17 protein-coding genes are annotated in these 19,344 nt (G+C 66.2%); 2 read left to right on the top strand and 15 right to left on the bottom strand.

Annotated elements, in window-relative coordinates; translation table 11 throughout:
* Nucleotides 1-42: 42 nt before the first annotated feature.
* The 13 genes from RVY76_RS07415 to RVY76_RS07475 all read right to left on the bottom strand — a co-directional run bounded on the left by RVY76_RS07415 (nt 43) and on the right by RVY76_RS07475 (nt 11,939).
* On the bottom strand, nt 43-267 hold the full coding sequence (locus RVY76_RS07415) for a DUF5337 family protein (protein WP_317373245.1): 225 nt from the start codon (nt 265-267) through the stop codon (nt 43-45).
* A 45-nt stretch (nt 268-312) separates the two neighbouring features.
* A complete protein-coding gene (locus RVY76_RS07420) occupies nt 313-1,194 on the bottom strand; it encodes a hypothetical protein (RefSeq protein WP_317373246.1) in 882 nt (293 codons plus the stop codon).
* 62 nt (nt 1,195-1,256) lie between these two features.
* Nucleotides 1,257-2,597, bottom strand: a complete 1,341-nt coding sequence (locus RVY76_RS07425; protein WP_317373247.1) for an NADH-quinone oxidoreductase subunit E — start codon at nt 2,595-2,597, stop codon at nt 1,257-1,259.
* Nucleotides 2,598-2,729: 132 nt separating this feature from the next.
* Nucleotides 2,730-3,941, bottom strand: coding sequence for an NADH-quinone oxidoreductase subunit D (locus RVY76_RS07430; RefSeq protein ID WP_317373248.1), 1,212 nt, complete (start codon nt 3,939-3,941; stop codon nt 2,730-2,732).
* A gap of 18 nt (nt 3,942-3,959) precedes the next feature.
* Nucleotides 3,960-4,922, bottom strand: coding sequence for a sulfotransferase (locus RVY76_RS07435; RefSeq protein ID WP_317373249.1), 963 nt, complete (start codon nt 4,920-4,922; stop codon nt 3,960-3,962).
* On the bottom strand, nt 4,922-5,530 hold the full coding sequence (locus RVY76_RS07440) for an NADH-quinone oxidoreductase subunit C (protein WP_317373250.1): 609 nt from the start codon (nt 5,528-5,530) through the stop codon (nt 4,922-4,924). Before RVY76_RS07440 ends, RVY76_RS07435 begins: the two co-directional genes overlap by 1 nt.
* Before the next feature lie 12 nt (nt 5,531-5,542).
* On the bottom strand, nt 5,543-6,076 hold the full coding sequence (locus tag RVY76_RS07445) for an NADH-quinone oxidoreductase subunit B family protein (protein ID WP_317373251.1): 534 nt from the start codon (nt 6,074-6,076) through the stop codon (nt 5,543-5,545).
* A complete protein-coding gene (locus tag RVY76_RS07450) occupies nt 6,067-6,435 on the bottom strand; it encodes an NADH-quinone oxidoreductase subunit A (RefSeq protein WP_317373252.1) in 369 nt (122 codons plus the stop codon). The genes RVY76_RS07445 and RVY76_RS07450 overlap by 10 nt, the downstream gene beginning before the upstream one ends.
* 114 nt (nt 6,436-6,549) lie before the next feature.
* A complete protein-coding gene (locus RVY76_RS07455; protein WP_317373253.1) occupies nt 6,550-7,218 on the bottom strand; it encodes a glutathione S-transferase family protein in 669 nt (222 codons plus the stop codon).
* A 69-nt stretch (nt 7,219-7,287) separates the two neighbouring features.
* Entirely contained in the window at nt 7,288-9,228 is a 1,941-nt protein-coding gene (locus RVY76_RS07460; protein WP_317373254.1) for an acetyl/propionyl/methylcrotonyl-CoA carboxylase subunit alpha, read from the bottom strand.
* Nucleotides 9,229-9,253: 25 nt separating this feature from the next.
* The gene (locus RVY76_RS07465; RefSeq protein WP_317373255.1) at nt 9,254-10,858 is read right to left on the bottom strand and encodes a carboxyl transferase domain-containing protein; all 1,605 of its coding nucleotides are present in this window, start codon (nt 10,856-10,858) and stop codon (nt 9,254-9,256) included.
* A gap of 72 nt (nt 10,859-10,930) precedes the next feature.
* Nucleotides 10,931-11,242: a hypothetical protein gene (locus RVY76_RS07470; RefSeq protein WP_317373256.1), complete on the bottom strand. Its 312-nt coding sequence runs from the start codon at nt 11,240-11,242 to the stop codon at nt 10,931-10,933.
* A gap of 10 nt (nt 11,243-11,252) precedes the next feature.
* Nucleotides 11,253-11,939, bottom strand: a complete 687-nt coding sequence (locus tag RVY76_RS07475) for an HAD-IA family hydrolase (RefSeq protein WP_317373257.1) — start codon at nt 11,937-11,939, stop codon at nt 11,253-11,255.
* A gap of 123 nt (nt 11,940-12,062) precedes the next feature.
* Between RVY76_RS07475 and glmU the strand changes: the two genes are divergently transcribed.
* On the top strand, nt 12,063-13,412 hold the full coding sequence (glmU, locus tag RVY76_RS07480; protein WP_317373258.1) for a bifunctional UDP-N-acetylglucosamine diphosphorylase/glucosamine-1-phosphate N-acetyltransferase GlmU: 1,350 nt from the start codon (nt 12,063-12,065) through the stop codon (nt 13,410-13,412).
* A gap of 1 nt (nt 13,413) precedes the next feature.
* Entirely contained in the window at nt 13,414-15,225 is a 1,812-nt protein-coding gene (glmS, locus tag RVY76_RS07485; RefSeq protein WP_317373259.1) for a glutamine--fructose-6-phosphate transaminase (isomerizing), read from the top strand.
* A gap of 7 nt (nt 15,226-15,232) precedes the next feature.
* Here glmS and RVY76_RS07490 read toward each other — a convergent pair whose 3' ends face one another.
* A complete protein-coding gene (locus RVY76_RS07490) occupies nt 15,233-16,903 on the bottom strand; it encodes an FMN-binding glutamate synthase family protein (protein ID WP_317373260.1) in 1,671 nt (556 codons plus the stop codon).
* A 63-nt stretch (nt 16,904-16,966) separates the two neighbouring features.
* Nucleotides 16,967-19,336 carry a glucosylglycerol hydrolase gene (gghA, locus tag RVY76_RS07495; RefSeq protein ID WP_317373261.1) on the bottom strand — a complete coding sequence of 790 codons (2,370 nt, stop codon included), beginning with the start codon at nt 19,334-19,336 and terminating at the stop codon, nt 16,967-16,969.
* Nucleotides 19,337-19,344 lie beyond the last annotated feature (8 nt).

The following is a 19,344-nucleotide window of genomic DNA, read 5'->3' on the forward strand; positions in this document are numbered from 1 at the left end:
ATATCCTTGCCTACGGGCGACCATCCGGCGGCCGCCGATAACTCATTTCGATGCGTCGCGACGCCGTCGCCAGATGCGAAACGTCACGATCAAAGCCCAGACGAAGGCGGCGAGTGCCGCCAGGTCGAGCAGGAACACATATCGCGCCGGAAGGCCCAGCCATCCGCCGACCCATTGCCCGACGACCCAGACGACCATCGTCGCGGCGAGCACCACGCCGACATTCCGCGCCTGCTTCGCCTGGGCGAGCTCGTCAGCGCGGGACATGATGCCCCCTGCCCCGCGGGACCGTCCATCCTCGACCGCTCAGCGTCACGACGCGGTAAGATCCTTCGCCTGGCTGCGCCAGTCGTCACGACTTGCCTTGCCGCGGAACCCTTCGATGTTCTCGTCCACCCAGGCGACTTCCCCATCGGTCCATCCGGCGATCTGGTCGTGATGGTAGAAGCCCATACGGTTCAGCGTTTCCTCCAGCCGCGGGCCGATGCCCCGGATCTCCTTCAGATCGTCCGCTCCGCCGTCGCGCGGACCGTCGAGACGCGCGGGCTCGGTCCCGATGATCGTATCATCGACCGAAACCTGTGCATTCTCCCGCGGCGACGGATCCGAAGCCGCGGTGCCTGCGACACTGCTCGCCGCCGTTCCCGATGATCCGATCGCGACCGGCTCGGACGCGGTCTCCGGCCTGGCCTCCGCCGTCGTACCCGGTGCCGTCCCGTCATCGGCTTTCCTAGCGCCTGCATCGAAGGGCGTCCCTTCGAAACTGTCGGCATGGGCGTTGCGCACATCGGCGACCGCGCCCGAGGCGAGACCCGCCGCCCCCTGCCGGCCCGTTTCGGCCGGATAGATGGCGGGCGCTTCGGTCTCGGCGGACTTGTCCGAGCCCGCGGCGACACCCGCGGTCCCGGGCTTCAGGCCGGCTGTCCCGGATTCGACCGTGCGGTTGCCGAGCTTGCCGTCACTCGAAGGTGTCAGCGACCGGTGTTCGCGCACGGAGAGGGCCGGAGTGTCGTTGGCCTTGTGAAATCCCGTGAAGAGAAAGATCGCGGCCGCCGCGGCAACCACGAGGGCAAGAAACAGGGCGGGAGAGAACGAGAAACCGCCAACCACCATAAGCCCCACGAAAGCCACGAACCCGAAGCCTCCGGCGAGGGCCGCCACCAGGATCATGGATCCCTGCGTCTGCTTGCTCATCTTCCATCCATCCCTGTTCAACGGGCCCATCATGGCCCTTCAGAGAAACATCTAGCGCGCGATCAGCTTTCTGTCTCCCCACCCTGCGTCAGTTTGCGCGCCTGACCGGTCCAGTCGTCACGGCTCGCCCGGCCCTTGAACCCTTCGAGGTTCCGGTCGATCCAGGCGACTTCGTGCGGGGACCATTCGGCGATCTGGTCGATATGATAGATGCCGATGCCGTTGAGGGACTCCTCGAGTTTCGGGCCGATGCCGTTGATCCGCTTGAGATCGTCGGCAGTACCCGAGCGCGGCGCGTCGAGGGCCTGCGGCTGGCGCTCGTCGCTGGCAAGAACGCGCGTTTCCTGGCTCGCGGCGGTGTCGCCCGCTTCGGGGAGGCCCGGCGCGGTGCTGCCGGACGCCTCGCCGCTCAGCGGGCCGGACCCGTCGCCCAGACGTTCGCGTTCGGAGCCCACGGTTTCGTCGGTTTCACCGGCCGCGCGGATCTCGCCGCGCTTCGCCTCGCCCGCCGGTTCCTCGGCCACGTCGCCCTCTTCCGGGCGGCCCTTGCCGTCGACCTCGGCCTCCTGTTTGGTGATGCCGTCGTCGCTGATCTCCTTGTCGGCGGCGGGCTGGGCCCCCGGCGTCGGCTCGTCGATGCCGCCCTTCGGCCCGAGCAGATCGTCGCGAACTGGCGGCGGGGTCGCCGCACCGGGCTGGTCCAGATCGCGCCACGGCGTCCGGATCGGCACCTCGCTGCCATCGATGCGCTTGATCGTATCCGCGAGGTCGCGGGCGAGCGTGTTGCTCGCATTCGCGTCCTGAACCGCGTCCTCGTCGAGGCTGGTCAGCCCGGATTTCGGCTCGGACGCGAAGCGGCCCTGCTGCGACCCCGGTGCCGGGACTTCGCCCGCGGCGAACCGGTCGAGCAGGTTGGCGAAGCTCTCTTCGGTCAGGTCCTCGTAGTAATCCTTGCCGATCTGCACCATCGGCGCGTTCGCACAGGCTCCGAGGCATTCCACCTCTTCCCAGCTGAACTTGCCGTCATCGCTGATCTGGTGGGGACGCTTCGCGATCTTGTCGCGACAGACGGCCATCAGATCCTCGGCACCGCAGATCATGCACGACGTCGTGCCGCAGACCTGGATATGGGCGACGCTGCCCACGGGCTGCAGCTGGAACATGAAGTAGAAGGTCGCGACCTCGAGCACCCGGATATAGGCCATGTCGAGCATCCGCGCGACTTCCTCGATCGCCGGGCGGCTGAGCCAGCCTTCCTGTTCCTGCGCGCGCCACAGGAGCGGGATGACCGCCGAGGCCTGACGGCTTTCGGGAAACTTCGTCATCTGCGCCTCGGCCCATTCGCGATTCTCGGCCGTGAAGGCGAAACTTTCGGGCTGGTCGTGATAGAGGCGTCTCAGCATCGTGGTATTCCTATCGCATCGGGCGTCGCGGACGGCACCGACCGGGTATCGGGCTCGGGCGCATCGGTCTTCGAGCCGGGTCCTATACCGGCCCCGCCCCCGCGTGCAAGCGCGGGAGGGACCGTCGAGCGCTCACCTGTCGATCTCGCCGAACACGACGTCGAGCGTTCCGATGATCGCGGCGACATCGGCGAGCTGGTGCCCCTTGGCGATGTGATCCATCGCCTGAAGGTGCAGATAGCCCGGCGCGCGGAGCTTGGCGCGGTAGGGCTTGTTGGTTCCGTCGGCGACCATGTAGACGCCGAATTCGCCCTTCGGAGCCTCCACCGCGGCATACGCCTCGCCCGCGGGAACGTGGAAGCCTTCGGTGTAGAGCTTGAAGTGGTGGATCAGCGCTTCCATCGAGGTCTTCATGTCGCCACGCGTCGGCGGCGACAGCTTGCCGCGATGCATGATCGGGCCCTTCTCGACCCTCAGCTTCTCGCATGCCTGACGGATGATCTTCACCGATTCCCGCATCTCGGCCATGCGGCAGAGATACCGGTCGAAGCAATCGCCGTTCTTGCCGACGGGAATCTGGAAATCGAATTCGTCATAGCATTCGTAGGGCTGCGAGCGACGCAGATCCCAGGCGAGGCCGGATCCGCGCACCATCACGCCCGAGAAGGCCCAGTCCTGGATCTCCTGTTCGTTGACGATGCCGATATCGACGTTGCGCTGCTTGAAGATCCGGTTGTCCGTCAGAAGGTCGTCGATGTCCTGAAGGACCTTCAGGAACGGATCGCACCACGCGTCGATTTCCTCGATCAGCTTGTCCGGCAGATCCTGATGCACGCCGCCCGGACGGAAATAGGCCGCATGAAGGCGCGCACCGCAGGCCTGCTCGTAGAAGCCCATGAGCTTCTCGCGTTCCTCGAAGCCCCAGAGAGGGGGTGTCAGAGCGCCCACGTCCATCGCCTGCGTCGTCACGTTCATCAGGTGGTTCAGGATGCGACCGATCTCGGAATAGAGCACCCGGATGAGCGATGCGCGGCGCGGTACCTCGGTCCCCGTCAGCTTCTCGATGGCGAGGCACCAGGCATGTTCCTGGTTCATCGGCGACACGTAGTCGAGCCTGTCGAGATACGGCAGGTTCTGGAGATATGTCCGGCTCTCCATCAGCTTCTCGGTGCCGCGATGGAGCAGACCGATATGCGGGTCGCAGCGCTCGACGATCTCGCCGTCGAGCTCGAGGACCAGCCGCAGAACGCCGTGCGCCGCCGGATGTTGCGGGCCGAAGTTCAGGTTGAAGTTACGGATCTTCTGTTCGCCCGTCAGAGCGTCTTCGAAATCGGTATCTTTCATGGACCCGAAGCCCCCTTTTCAGTTCACCGGCGCGGCGCGCCACGATGGCGGCATCCGTTCGCCGAAGCGTTCGGCCACGAACGCATAGGTTGGTTCGAAAGTATCGCGCGCGCGGCGCGCGGCGTCTTCCGGCAATGCGAGACCGTCATGCAAGCTGCGATTGACGCGGCGTTCCGGCTCGACGTCGATCCCGGTCAGGCCGAGATGGCTCGAAAGCCGTCTCATCTCGCCGTCCGTCCTGATCGTCTCGTGAAAGAAATAGGCAATGCGGTCCGGCTCGACCGCCTGTTCCACATTCGAGATGATCGCCTTGTAATCGCTCAGCCGGTAGGCCTTGGAAGACGGATCGTCGATGGACGCCTCGAACGTCGCTCTGATGTCGCTCCAAACTCTGTCCCGCGGGCGCGTATCCGTCTGGAACGCCTGCTTCACGCCCGACCAGAGCCGGTCGACGGGGTCGCGCATGACGAAGACGAACCGCGTGTCGTCGTGAAGGTGCGCCATGCGACGGATCGTTTCGGCGGAGAGGAGGCAATATACCGGCGTAAGCTCTCCGACAACGGGTTGGTCGCGCCGACCCCGCATCAGGAGCCGGCAGTAGTTCTGCACCGACGGGTCGATCGTCAGCGACCGCTTTGCAAGACCGAGCCGCAGCTGGTTGAGCGCCACCCTTGCGCGCGCGGGATGGCCGATCGACAGCGCCATGTCACGGAGCTTGTTCCGGATCGTCTCGTTGCACTTGGCGATGGCGGCGGACCTTGCCTTGCGGCGTTCGCGCATGTCCCAGTAATGCAGCTCTTTCGTGGGCGACACGTGACACTCGGCGGATTTCGACAGCATCCTGGCCAGCCACGTCGTCGACGCCTTCTGCGTTCCCAGAACGAAAAACAGGGTGCGGAGGCCGCGAAAGCGCTCGGCCAGCACGAAGCCGTCCGGCACGGAGAATGCCGGCACGGTTTCGACGCTGGCCGCATGGCCCATCACGATTTGGCCTCGGCCTTGTCGTCGCCGGGCAAGACGTATTCCGCCCCTTCCCAGGGGCTCATGAAATCGAATTGCCGATATTCCTGGACGAGGCTCACCGGCTCGTAGACGACGCGCTTGCTGACTTCGTCGTACCGAACCTCGGTATAGCCAGTCGTCGGGAAATCCTTGCGGAGCGGATGCCCCCGGAAACCGTAATCCGTGAGGATGCGCCGCAGGTCGGGATGGCCCGCGAAAAGGATCCCGAACATGTCGAAGACCTCGCGCTCGAACCAGTTGGCCGAGGGATGGACGCTCGTGATCGACGGGGCCATCTCGTCCTCGCGCACCTCGGCCTTCAGGCGGATACGCTGGTTCTGGTACATCGACAGGAAGTGGTAGACGAGCTCGAAGCGCGTCTCCCGCGACGGATGGTCGATCGCCGTGATGTCGACCAGCGTCGAGAATTGGCAGGAACTGTCGGATTTCAGGAACTCGATCAGCGAGACGAGCGAGCTCAGCGAGACGGTCATCGTCAACTCGCCCAGCGCGATATCGTAGTCGAGCACGCAATCCTTGCGACGCGACTTGATGTGCTCTCCGAGCTCTTTCAGGGCTTCGGCCATGCTATGCCCTCCTCAACGGGAAATCGTGCCGGTGCGGCGGATCTTGCGCTGAAGCTGCAGGATCCCGTAGAGCAGCGCCTCGGCCGTCGGCGGACAGCCCGGCACGTAGATGTCGACGGGGATGATCCTGTCGCAGCCGCGCACGACGCTGTAGCTGTAGTGGTAGTACCCGCCGCCATTGGCGCAGGACCCCATCGAGATCACGTAGCGCGGCTCGGGCATCTGGTCGTAGACCTTCCTGAGCGCGGGGGCCATCTTGTTGGTCAGCGTGCCCGCCACGATCATCACGTCCGACTGACGCGGAGAGGCACGCGGCGCGACACCGAACCGTTCGGCATCGTAGCGCGGCATGGAGGTGTGCATCATCTCGACCGCGCAGCAGGCGAGGCCGAAGGTCATCCAGTGCAGACTGCCTGTCCGCGCCCAGTTGATGATGTCCTCGGACGTCGTGAGCAGGAAGCCCTTGTCGGTCAGCTCGTTGTTGAGCTCTTGCGTGGCCACGTCGCGATCGGCACCGGCGGCGTTCGGGTTGGTGACTACTCCCATTCGAGTGCCCCTTTCTTCCATTCGTAGGCGAATCCGACGGTCAGCACGCCGAGGAATACCATCATCGACCAGAAGGCCGCGTCGCTCATCACGTTGAAGCTCACCGCCCAGGGGAACAGGAACGCGATCTCGAGGTCGAAGATGATGAACAGGATCGACACGAGGTAGAACCGCACGTCGAATTTCATCCGTGCGTCGTCGAACGCGTTGAACCCGCATTCATAGGCGCTGACCTTCTCGGAATCGGGGTTTCGCACCGCGACGATCATCGCGGCCAGCATCAGGATCAGGCCGAGTGCGACGGCGAATCCCAGCAGGATCATGATGGGCAGGTATTCGCGGGAGAGGATGGCGTCCATAAGTGGTGGCTTCCTTCGTATCGTCGGACCGTCCGGTGCGTTGGGATTGGATTTAGAGGCGCGTCAGCCAAGCGTCAACGCCGCCGCGCAGGTCACATCGGCGCAGGCCGTGCGTCATTCGGGCCAGGGCGGATAGAATTCCCGGTCGTAAAGCAGCTCCGCGCCGGCAGGTGGCAGCGCGTTGGCGAAGGTCTCGCGCTCGGTGATCTGCGCGTACCACCGCGCGACTTCGGGGAACGGATCGAGCCGGGCGAAGTGGCGGGCCATGTAGACGGCCTGCCCGACCGAGATGTCGGCCGCCGAGAAGCCGCTCGTCAGCAGGTAGTCGCGATTCTCGAGCGGCGTCGACAGCCGCGCCTCGATCGCAGCGAAGCATTTCTCGAGCCGCTTGGCCTCGATCTTCATGACCGTGGGCGAGCGCATCGCGTCTTCGTAGATCACGATATGTTGCTGCGTCAGCGCGGCGGCATGCTGGCTGATCGTCTCGGCGAAGTGCAGCCAGACGAGGAAATCGGGGCGGTCGATATCGCCGGGCGGGCGACCCAGACCGCGATCCGCAAAGCGCTCGCAGAGCACTTCGGTGATGGCACCCGTCTCCCAGATGACTTCTCCGTCGATCTCGAGCGCGGGGACCCGCCCCGCAGGATTGAGCGAGAGATATTCCGGATCGCGCAGCGACCGGTCGAAGGGCCGGACGCGAAGCTGGAACTCGACGTCGAGTTCATGGAGCAGCCAGAGCGTCCGCATGGAACGTGTCTGATGGCAATGGTGGAGAGTGATCATCGGGGTCCCGTCTCGCGGATCGTGGCGCTCCCCTATCAGGCCGGAACGAAAAGGACCATGGTCCGGCGCTCATTCCTCGGCGAGGCGCAGAAGCGCGTCGCCGGCGCTGACCTGAGCGCCCTCCTCCACCATGATCTTGGCGATCTCGCCCGAGCGGCCCGCGCGCAGGACATGCTCCATCTTCATGGCCTCCAGCACGGCGAGCGGGTCGCCCGCCTCGACCGCGTCGCCCGGCGCGACGTGCAGTGTCCTGACAAGACCCGGCATCGGGGCGGTCACGACATCCTCGCCCGGTCCCGCGATCGATGCCCGATCCAGAGGATCGACCGCCTCGAAGACGAATCCCGGTCCTTGCGCAACGGCGATGCGGGCACCCACCCGCACGGGATCCGGCATCCGGCGGCCGTCGATGCGCCAGGCATCCCCGAGGCGCACCAGCCTGAGATCCATCCCCTCGCCCATGACACGGCGAACCGTTCCGCCATCGCACTCGACCCGAAGCGACAGCTCACGCTCGCCCGATCTCAACAGGCAGGGCTGCCCGCGGCCGGACCAAAGCGCGAAACCCTGCAAGTCGTCACCCGGCCGGTGGAGGCCCAGCGCCGCGATCGCGGCCAATGCGACGGCCTCCGCCGGTGGCTCGGCAGTCTGCACGAGGCTTTCCATCTCGCGCCCGATGAGCCCGGTATCGACCCGCCCGGCGCGGAACCCCTGGTGACCGAGCAATGCCTGAAGGAACGCCTTGTTCGTCACGGTCCCGGCCACGACCATCTTCCCGAGCGCCCGCGCCAGCACGCGCATCGCGGCCTCCCGGCTTTCTCCGCGCGCGATGATCTTCGCGATCATCGGGTCGTAATGCGGCGAAATCGCGTCCCCCTCGCGCACGCCGGTCTCGATCCGCACGCCGTCGGGAAACCGCAGCGCATGAAGCGTGCCGGTGGCGGGCAGGAACCCCGCCGCCGCATCCTCGGCATAGAGCCGCACCTCCATCGCATGGCCCGAGAGGACCAGATCGTCCTGACGGACCGGGAGGTCCTCTCCCGCCGCCACGCGAAGCTGCCACTCGACCAGATCGACGCCCGTGACCTCTTCCGTGACCGGATGCTCGACCTGCAGACGGGTGTTCATCTCCATGAAGAAGAAGCCTCGCCCGGGCTCTCCCTCCATCTCGGTTCCGTCGACGATGAACTCGACCGTTCCGGCACCGGCATAGCCGATCGCCTCGGCCGCGCGGACGGCCGCGGCCCCCATCGCGGCGCGCATCTCGGGCCGCATGCCGGGGGCCGGAGCCTCCTCGATCACCTTCTGATGACGCCGCTGGAGCGAGCAATCCCGCTCGAACAGATGCACGGCGCGGGTGCCGTCGCCGAAGACCTGGATCTCGATATGGCGGGGCCGCGTCACGAACTTCTCGATCAGGACGGTATCGTTGCCGAACGCGTTGCGCGCCTCCGACCGCGCCGAGCCGAGCGCCTCGGCGAAATCCTCGGCGCGCTCGACCATCCTCATGCCCTTGCCGCCGCCGCCCGCGACCGCCTTGATCATCACCGGAAAGCCGATCCGGTCGGCCTCGCGGCCCAGATGCGCGTCATCCTGATTGCGCCCGTGATAGCCCGGGACGACCGGAACGCCCGCAGCCTCCATCACGGCCTTGGCGGCGTCCTTGAGGCCCATCTTGCGGATCGCCTCGGCCGACGGCCCGATGAAGACGAGGCCCGCCGCCGCGACCGCCTGCACGAAGTCCGGGTTCTCGCTCAGAAAGCCATAGCCCGGGTGGATCGCCTCGGCACCGGTCGCCTTCGCCGCCGCGATGATGCGATCGCCGTTCAGATAGCTTTCCGACGGGGCCGCGCCGCCGATCCCGACAGCGATGTCCGCCATCGCGACATGGCGCGCGCCGGCATCGGCTTCGGAGAAGACCGCGACCGTCTCGACGCCGAGCCTGCGGCACGTGTCGATCACGCGGCAGGCGATCTCGCCGCGATTGGCGATCAGGATACGCTCGAACATGTTCACTCCCCTCCCCGCATGCCTGCTACATCCGGAAGACGCCGAACCGCGTCTCGGGGATCGGTGCGTTCAGGGCCGCGGCGAGGCTGAGCGACAGCACGCCCCGCGCGCGCCGCGGATCGATCACCCCGTCATCCCAGAGCCGCGCGCTCGCATAGAGGGGATGGGATTGCCGCGCGAACTGGTCGAGGATCGGTGCCTTGAAGGCGTCCTCCTCGGCCTCGCTCCAATCCTCTCCGCGCTTTTCCTTCTGGGTGCGCGTGACGGTCGCGAGGACGCCCGCGGCCTGCGGCCCGCCCATCGTGGCGATCCGCGAATTGGGCCAGGTCCAGACGAAGCGCGGCGAGAAGGCGCGTCCCGCCATGCCGTAATTGCCGGCACCGAAGGACCCGCCGATCAGCATCGAGATCTTCGGCACCGCGGCGGTCGAGACGGCCGTCACCATCTTGGCCCCGTGCCGCGCGATGCCCTGATTCTCGTACTGTCGGCCCACCATGAAGCCGGTGATGTTGTGCAGGAAGAGGAGCGGCACGCGCCGCTGCGCGCAAAGCTCGATGAAATGCGCGCCCTTCTGCGCGGCCTCCGAGAACAGCACGCCATTATTCGCGACGATCCCGACCGGCCAGCCGTCGATATGGGCGAAGCCCGTGACGAGCGTGTCACCGAACCGCGCCTTGAACTCGTCGAAGCGCGACCCGTCGACCAGCCGTGCGATCACCTCGTGCACGTCGTATGGGGTGGTCAGGCTCCGCGGCACGATGCCCAGAACCTCCTCGGGGTCGAAGGCGGGGGCCTCGGGCGCTTCGCGGATCACGTCCGACGCGGGCCCCGCCCCGAGCGATGCGACCGCCTGCCGGGCAAGGGCCAGCGCATGCGCGTCGTCTTCGGCCAGGTAATCGGCCACGCCGCTCAGCCGCGTATGCACGTCGCCGCCGCCCAGATCCTCGGCGCTCACCACCTCGCCCGTGGCGGCCTTCACCAAGGGCGGACCGGCCAGGAAGATCGTCGCCTGATCGCGCACGATGATCGTCACATCCGACATGGCGGGCACGTAGGCCCCCCCGGCGGTGCACGATCCCATCACGACCGCGATCTGCGCGATGCCCTTCGCGCTCATGTTCGCCTGATTGTAGAAGATCCGCCCGAAATGGTCGCGGCCCGGGAAGACCTCGTCCTGCTGCAGGAGGTTCGCGCCGCCCGAATCCACCAGATAGATGCAGGGCAGATGGTTCTCTTCCGCGATCTCCTGCCCGCGAAGATGCTTCTTCACGGTCATCGGGTAATAGGTCCCGCCCTTCACAGTCGCGTCGTTCGCGATGATCATGCATTGCCGCCCCGCGACCCGCCCCACACCCGCCACGGCCCCGGCCGCGGGGGCGCCGCCGTCGTACATTCCGTGCGCCGCCGTCAGCCCGACCTCGAGGAAGGGAGATCCGGGATCGAGCAGCGCCGCCACCCGGTCGCGCGGGGCCATCTTTCCGCGCGCCTCGTGACGCTCGCGCGCTTGCGCACCGCCACCCGCCATGGCGCGTTCGGCGGCGTCCCGCATTTCCTCGATGAGGCCGAGATGATGGTCGCGGTTCTCGGCGAATTCCGCCGAATTGGTCAGGATCCCGGATGTGAGCTTCACCGCAACAAGATCCTCCCAAATCTCCCGCCCGGGAACCTTAGGGGTGCGCCCTCCGCCCCGCAAGGCCGCGCGTCAGAGCGTGGGGTCAACGCCCGGATCGACCTCGAAGCCGAACCGCGAGATGCCGTAGACCCGCGGCGGATCGCCAAGGCAGGCGACGCGCATCCAGACATCGCCGTCTCCGGGCAGACCGACGCAGTCGCCGATGCTGCCGCCCGTCTCCTCGGCATAGCGTTCCGCATAGCTCATGAGGACTTCGCTCTCGTCCAGGGTGATGGCGCGCAAGCCGACGACGAAGCCCATGACCGCCGCCGTCACGATGACCGCGCCGAGCGAAAGCAGCGCCCAGCCGTTCAGGCCGCGGACCTTCGGCCTGCCCGTCACGCCCCCTCCGTCACGAAACCCGCCGCGCGCCGTTCCGCAACATGAGCCCGTCGAAGAGATCCGGCAGATCGTCGAAATGCTCGAGCAGCGCATCGGGGGAAAGACGTTCGATCCCGCGCCCTTCCGGTCCGAAGGCCACGAGGATCGACGGCGCATCCGCCCGGCGCGCGGTCTCGCGGTCGGTTTCGGTATCGCCCACGAGGACGGCCTGCAGCCGGTCGCCGCCCGCCCGGTCCACGGCTTCCCAGAAATGCAGGGGATCGGGCTTGCGCGTCTCGAGCGTGTCGGCCCCGACCAGCGGCCCGAAATGCTCGCGCAGGCCGACGGCGCGCAGCAGCTTGTCGGCCAGCCATTCGGGCTTGTTGGTGGCGATGCCCACGCGGATGCCGCGCGCGCGCAACGTGTCCGCCACCTCGATCGCCCCCGGATAGAACGTCGAATGCACGCAGATCGCCTCGCCATAGTGATCGAGCAGCGGCTGATACTGGCGATCGACCAGATCCTCGTCCTCGATCTCCACCCGTCCGAGGCCCGCCCGCAGCATCGCGCGCGCGCCGCGATGGGCGATGGCCTTGTCGGTTTCGGGGCGCAGCAGGTCCCCATGGCCGAGATCGCGGAAACAGGCATTGGCCGCCGCGATCAGGTCGCCGCTCGTATCCATGAGCGTCCCGTCCAGATCGAAGATCACCGTTCGCATGCGCCGCTCCCTCGTTCAGCCGGCTGTAACCTGCAGCAACGTCATGTGAAGGCAAGCGGGGATTGCAACCGGGCGCACCTGGGATAGAAACGCCGGCAATCCGAGAGCAGACGAAAGCGTGCCATGGCAACCCATCTGATCGTTCTTGCCGCCGGTGCGGGCACGCGGATGAAATCCGATCTGCCCAAGGTCCTGCACGAGGTGGCGCATGCGCCGCTCTTCGTCCACGCGCTCGGCTCCGCGGCGGATCTCTCGCCCGAGCGGCGCATCCTCGTCGCGGGCCACGGGGCCGATGCGGTGAAGAAGGCCGCCCGGTCGCACGACCCCGCGCTCGACATCGTGATCCAGTCGCAGCAGCGCGGCACCGCCCATGCGGTGGCGCAAGCGCGCGAGGCGATGGCAGGCGCGACGGGCGATGTCTTCGTGCTCTATGGCGACACGCCGTTCATCCGGCCCGAGACGCTTCGGGCGATGGTGCAGGCCCGGCGTGACGGCGCGGGAATCGTGGTGCTGGGCTTCGAGGCCGCCGATCCCGGTCGCTACGGCCGGCTCCTCCTTCGTGACGGCCGGCTCGAACGGATCGTCGAATACAAGGATGCGACGGACGAGGAACGCTCCGTAACCCTCTGCAATTCCGGTGTTATCTGTGCGGATGCCGAACGCCTGTTCGAACTGATCGACCGGATCGGCAACGACAATGCGAGCGGGGAGTACTATCTTACCGACATCGTCGCCGCGGCGCGCGAGGCGGGTCTCGGGACCGCTGCCGTGACGTGCGACGAGGCCGAGACGATGGGCGTCAACACGCGCGCCGAACTCGCCCGCGCCGAGGCGCTCTTCCAGGCCCGCGCCAGGGAAGCCGCGCTCGGGGCCGGCGTCACCCTCACGGCACCGGAAACCGTCCATTTCGCCTACGACACGCGGGTCGCGCAGGACGTCACGATCGAGCCTCACGTGATCTTCGGCCCCGGCGTGACGATCGAAAGCGGCGCGCGGATCCGGGCGTTCAGCCATCTCGAAGGGGCGCGGGTCGCGGGAGGCGCGGTGATCGGCCCCTATGCGCGGCTGCGCCCCGGCACCGACATCGCAGAGCGCGTCCGCATCGGAAACTTCGTCGAGACCAAGAACGCCCGCATCCACGACGGTGCCAAGGTCAACCACCTCAGCTATGTGGGCGACGCCGAGATCGGGGCGGCCGCCAATCTCGGCGCGGGCACGATCACCTGCAATTACGACGGCGTTTTCAAGCATCGAACGACCATCGGCGACAATGCCTTCATCGGATCGAACACGATGCTCGTGGCCCCGGTCAGCGTCGGGCGCGATGCGATGACCGCCTCCGGGTCGGTCGTGACGATGGACGTGCCCGACGGTGCGATGGCGGTCGCCCGCGCGCGCCAGCAGAACAAGGACGGCTTTGCGCGCCGGTTCATGGACAGGCTGCGCGCGGCCAAGAACAAGGACAGGATCTGACATGTGCGGGATCGTGGGTGTTCTGGGCCGGCATCAGGTCGCGCCGATCCTCGTCGAGGCGCTGAAGCGCCTCGAATACCGCGGCTACGACAGTGCGGGGATCGCGACAATCGACGAGGGGCGGCTCGACCGTCGCCGCGCGGTCGGAAAGCTCATCAACCTGTCGGATCATCTGGTGCGCGCGCCCCTGCCCGGCATGTCGGGCATCGGCCATACCAGATGGGCGACCCACGGCGCGCCGAGCGTCACGAACGCGCATCCGCATCGTTCGGGGTCCGTCGCGGTCGTCCATAACGGCATCATCGAGAACTACGCCGCGCTCCGGGACGAACTCGGTGCCCGCAATCTCGGCACCGAATCCGAGACCGACACCGAAACCGTCGCGATCCTCACCCAGAGCTTCCTCGAGGATGGCGCGACCCCGCAGGAGGCCGTGGCCCGCACGCTCGAACGCCTCGAAGGGGCCTTTGCGCTGGCCTTCCTCTTCGACGGCCACGACGACCTCATGATCGTCGCGCGTCGCGGATCGCCGCTTGCCATCTCGCTGGGCGACGGAGAGGCCTTCGTCGGCTCCGACGCGATCGCGCTTGCGCCGATGACGGATCACCTGACCTATCTCGAGGAAGGCGACTGGGCCGTCCTCACGCGGGCCTCCGCGCAGATCTTCGACGCGGCGAACCGCCCCGTCATTCGCACGAGCGTCCCGATCACCCCCGAGGCGGGCCGCGTCGAGAAGGGCGGCCACCGCCACTGGATGGCCAAGGAAATCGCCGAACAGCCCGCAGTGCTCGACGCCGTGCTGGGCCATTACGTCAGGGACGGTGCACTCGCCTTCCCCGATCCGGGCATCGACTTCTCGGATGTGACGCGCATCGTGATGGTCGCCTGCGGCACCGCCTCCTATGCCTGCCATACCGCGAAATACTGGATCGAACGGCTTGCCGGCCTGCCGGTCGAGGTCGATGTCGCATCGGAATTCCGCTATCGCGAGCCCCCGATCCCCGAAGGCACGCTCGCCGTGTTCGTCAGCCAGTCGGGCGAGACGGCCGACACGCTTGCCGCGCTGCGCTATTGCGAGGGGCGCGCGCGGATCGTCTCGGTCGTCAATGTCGAGAGTTCCTCGATCGCGCGGGCCTCAGATCTGGCGCTTCCGATCCTCGCGGGCCGCGAGATCGGCGTCGCCTCGACCAAGGCCTTCACCTGCCAGCTGGCCGTGCTGGGCCTTCTGGCGCTCAAGGCGGCACAGGATCGCGGCACGCTGTCGGCGTCCGAAATCGCCGGCCATCTCGACGATCTGGGGCGCATCCCCGCCCTGATCGCCCATGCGCTCAACGCCGAGTCCGAGATCAGCGATATCGCCCGCGATATCTCCGAGGCGCAGGACATCCTCTTTCTGGGGCGCGGCGCGATGTATCCCCTCGCTCTCGAAGGGGCGCTGAAACTCAAGGAGATCAGCTACATCCACGCCGAAGGTTATGCATCGGGCGAACTCAAGCACGGGCCCATCGCGCTCGTCGACGAGCATGTGCCGATCATCGTCTTCGCCCCGTCGGACAGGCTCTTCGCGAAGTCGGTCAGCAACATGCAGGAAGTGATGGCGCGTGGCGGGCGCGTGGTGCTGTTCAGCGATGCGGCAGGCCTCTCGACGCAGCCGAATGTCTGGCACCATGCGCAGATGCCGGACGTGCCCGAACTCTGGGCCCCGATCCTCTATGCGGTGCCCGCGCAGTTGCTCGCCTACCATACGGCGATCGCCAAGGGCACCGACGTGGATCAGCCGCGCAACCTTGCCAAATCCGTGACGGTGGAGTGACGGGCGGCTATTCGGCCGCCTGTCGTTTCGCCTGCCCCCGCTTGATCGAGCGGCCGTAAGGCTCCGGCGGCTCGAACGTATCGGCCGAGGCGCGCCGCCAGCGCTTGAGGTAGATGTCCTCGATCTCGGCCTTCTCGTTCTCGATCAGGTGGCCCGCATCCATGTAGGGCCAGGCATCCGATGCCTCGACCATGTCGCCGTCATTCTCGCGCTTCATGAAGTGGTGCGGAAGGAAGTCGCGCGGATCGTCCAGGCCCGCCGCGGCCGCCATTTCGGCAAGGGCCTTCATCGTGTTGCGGTGAAAGTTCGTGACCCGGACCGACTTGTCGTCGACCACGAGGGCGCGCTGGCGCAAAGGGTCCTGCGTGGTGACGCCCGTCGGGCAGCGGTTCGTATGGCAGGCCTGCGCCTGGATGCAGCCGACTGCGAACATGAAGCCGCGCGCCGAGTTGCACCAATCGGCCCCCATCGCGAAAGCCTGCGCGATGTCGAAGGCGTGGATGAGCTTGCCGGCCGCGCCGATGCGGATACGCTCGCGGATATCGGCCCCCCTGAGCGTGTTGTGCACGAAGGTCAGCCCCTCGGTCAGCGGCATCCCCACATGGTTCGCGAATTCGAGCGGCGCGGCTCCCGTGCCGCCCTCCTTGCCGTCCACGACGATGAAGTCGGGATAGATGCCGGTGGCGATCATCGCCTTGACGATGCACATGAATTCGCGACGGTGCCCGATGCAAAGCTTGAAACCCACGGGCTTGCCATCCGACAGCTCGCGCAGCCGCCCGATGAACTGGCAGAGCTCTCTTGGCGTCGAGAAGGCCGAATGCCCGGCGGGAGAGACGCAATCGCGCCCCATCGGCACGCCGCGCGCCTCGGCGATCTCCTTGGTGATCTTGGCGGCGGGCAGCATCCCGCCATGGCCGGGCTTGGCGCCCTGGCTCAGCTTGAGCTCGATCATCTTGACCTGTGGATCGCGGGCCTTGTCGCGGAAGATGTCGGGATCGAAGCCCCCGTTCTCGTCGCGGCATCCGAAATAGCCGGATCCGATCTCCCAGATCAGATCGCCACCGTGCAGGTGGTATTTCGAAAGCCCCCCCTCGCCCGTGTCGTGGGCGAAGCCACCGGCCTTCGCGCCCTTGTTGAGCGCCATGATCGCATTCGCCGAAAGCGACCCGAAGGACATGGCGGAGATGTTGTAGAGCGACGCGTCGTAGGGCTGGCGGCAATCGGGGCCGCCGATCGTCACGCGGAAATCGTGCCGGTCGAGGTGACGCGGCATGATCGAATGCGTCATCCAGGCGTACCCGCCCTGATAGACCTTCTGCTTGGTGCCGAAGGGACGCGCGGATTCCTCGCCCTTCGCACGCTGATAGATGATCGAGCGATCCTCGCGGCTGAACGGCTCCTCGTCCTGGTCGGATTCGAGAAGGTATTGCCGGATCTCCGGGCGGATCCGCTCGAAGAAATAGCGGATATGACCGATGACGGGATAGTTGCGCAGGACGGCATGGCCGACCTGCGTGATGTCGTAGATCCCCACGATCGCGAAGATCCCGAAGAAGATCGCCGGCACGAGGAACAGCGTGGTGCTGGTGAGGCTCAACCAGAGAAAGATCAACGTGAGGACGATCGCCGCCGCGAACGTCCCATAGCGATCGACGGAACCAATTCTCTTCAGCATTGCGCCACTCCTGTCGTCCGATCGCTCATATCATGGGCAAGACCGCCCCATATCGCAACCGGATCAAATGCCGCGCGTGAAGACGAGCCCCATCGCATCGCGCAACGTGATCGGCCCGGAGATGTAATCCTCACCGATCCCGGGCGTGCGCAGCGCACAGGTCCATCCCGCCCCTTCCAGACCGGGGATCGGCAGGCGCAGCGGGTCGAATTCGCCCGATGGTCCGCCCTCCATATGGGTGATCGCGTAGATCTCCTCGTTTCCGCGACGGCGATAGCTGGTAAAGATCGTGCGTCCCTCGACGGGGCGAAGATAGTCGAAGTGATCCTCGGGTCCGAGATTGTCACGCAGCCACGCATGATCGCGCCGGAAGCGCCTGAGCGCGAGCATGAAGCTCGTCTGCTCGTCGTGCAGTGCCGAGGTCGAATTCGCGACGTTGCAGTATTCGTGCATGTCGTCCATCCACGCCCGCGCGATGATCTTGAGATCGCGCACGGTAAAGCGTCCCGGCCCGGCAAGCGGCGGCTCCACCCCGTTCAGAAGCTTGGCGATGTGGTCGAGATCGTATTCCGTCACCTCGACGAGCGCCGGAAGGAATTCGAAGAACCGCGCGAGCTCCTCCCGCGTCTCGAAGCCCAGCTCCTTGAGGCGTCGGAAATTGCCCGGCACCGAATAGCGGTACGTGTCAACCTGCCATTTGAGGCTGATCACCTCTTCGGCCACCACCTTCACGCCGTACTTGTCGTCCTGGTTGCGGATGAAGCCCCAGTTCGCGCGTGCGGTGGCGTTCAGGAAATCCATTGGCACGCCCGGGAACGCGGCATAGGTCAGCATGCTGACGGCCGGGTTGTCGTAGGCCTTCTCGAGGATCTCCATCTGCGTGTCGCCGAGGCGCGTGTTGATGTTGAGCTTCGGATTGACCTGCGTCCCGCGCCGCAGCGTATCGTGGTTGGCCGTGCCCGAGATCCAGTTCGATCCGACATGCATCATCTCGTGGATGCGCCACCATTTTGACAGCCAGTAGCCGTAGATGAAGGGCGTGTTGTGCGCGAAGGTCAGCGGCCCCCACTGGAACACGTCCGCATCGGCGTGCTGCTCGATCACCGCGCGATAGGTCGAGGACAGCTCCCAGTCCTCCTGCGGCCAGGGGCGTCCGTCCTCGAAGACGAACCACGGGCGATACTGCGTGCCCGCGACCTCCTGGACGAGGTCGGACATCGCATTGAGATACTCGTCGTCGTGGCGCAGCGTCTGCGTGCCGGCATCCCACCACTTGAAATCCTGCGCGCCGTCGACCCGCACGCCATCCGCCCCGAAATCGACCTTGCGGCGCTGCAGCTCGAGCATGATCGAGCGCACCGCCGGGTTCTTGTAGTCCATGTTCTGGCCGTACATGTTCGGCCCGGCGAAGAAATGGTGGTTGAGCGCGTCGAGCCCCTGATTGTCCGAATGGCCGAACACCACGTCGAAGATCAGCTTCTTGGGTTTCGTCGGAAAGTTGTGCAGCACCGAGGCGAAATCGACGAGCTCGTCGGGACGACCCGATTCCAGCAGCACAGGATTGACCGTCGCCATCCCGGAGATGACGATATCGTAGCCCCAGTTCGTCGTGTCGGGCCGGGTGAGGCTGACCATGACCTCGTCGTCGGTCTCGCCGGGCGTCTCGGACCAGAAGCCCGGACCCGTCTCGTAGGTCGTCGTCGGCTCGACCGGCAAGAGCTGGACGGCATCGTAGCCCAGGAAGATCTGGTCCATCGGGTCGAGCGTCAGGTCCTTCTCGACCCGTTCGGCGAGACGCTCGAACTGCCGCGTGAGGCTCGCCAGCGTTCCCCCAGCCGTGGCGGTCGGCACGTGGATCTGCAGGATATTCGTGGGCGGACCGAACTTGTGGGGGGTTTCGCCGCGAAACCCCTCGAAATACTCCTTGTCGCCGCGACGCGCCTGCATGGCGGCCACATCGTAGAGCTCCGCCGGAGCGAAGGCCCCGAAGGGAAGCGACATGGCGAGGGGATCGAGAATCCTGTGCCAGACCTCCTGCGCGTCGCGCCAGACGAGGCTGTAGAAGTCGCCCCCCTGTTCGCGCGATCCGGCGCGCATCCCCTTCACCGCCGCGAATGTATGCGCCTCGTACCGTGCGACGGGCAGATAGACCCGCTCGAACGTGACATCCTGATGCGCGCGCGTGAGGTCGAGCGGCCCTTTCGGCGACATCACTTCGAGAAAGACGTCCCCGTCGGGCACCCGCGCGTCGAGCAGTTCGGGCGTCCAGAAACCGAATGTCGCGCCGTCCTCGGTGACCTTCCCGCCAAGCATCCTTGCGATGGCCTGGTGGGCATCGAATGCCGTTTCCGACGTGTTGAGCAACTGCCGGCACTTGTAGGCCAGACCTTCGGCGACGTCACTCTCCGCGGTGATACGAGTCTTCAAAGTCATGTATTCTC

The organism is Palleronia sp. LCG004, assembly GCF_032931615.1.
Taxonomy (GTDB): domain Bacteria; phylum Pseudomonadota; class Alphaproteobacteria; order Rhodobacterales; family Rhodobacteraceae; genus Palleronia.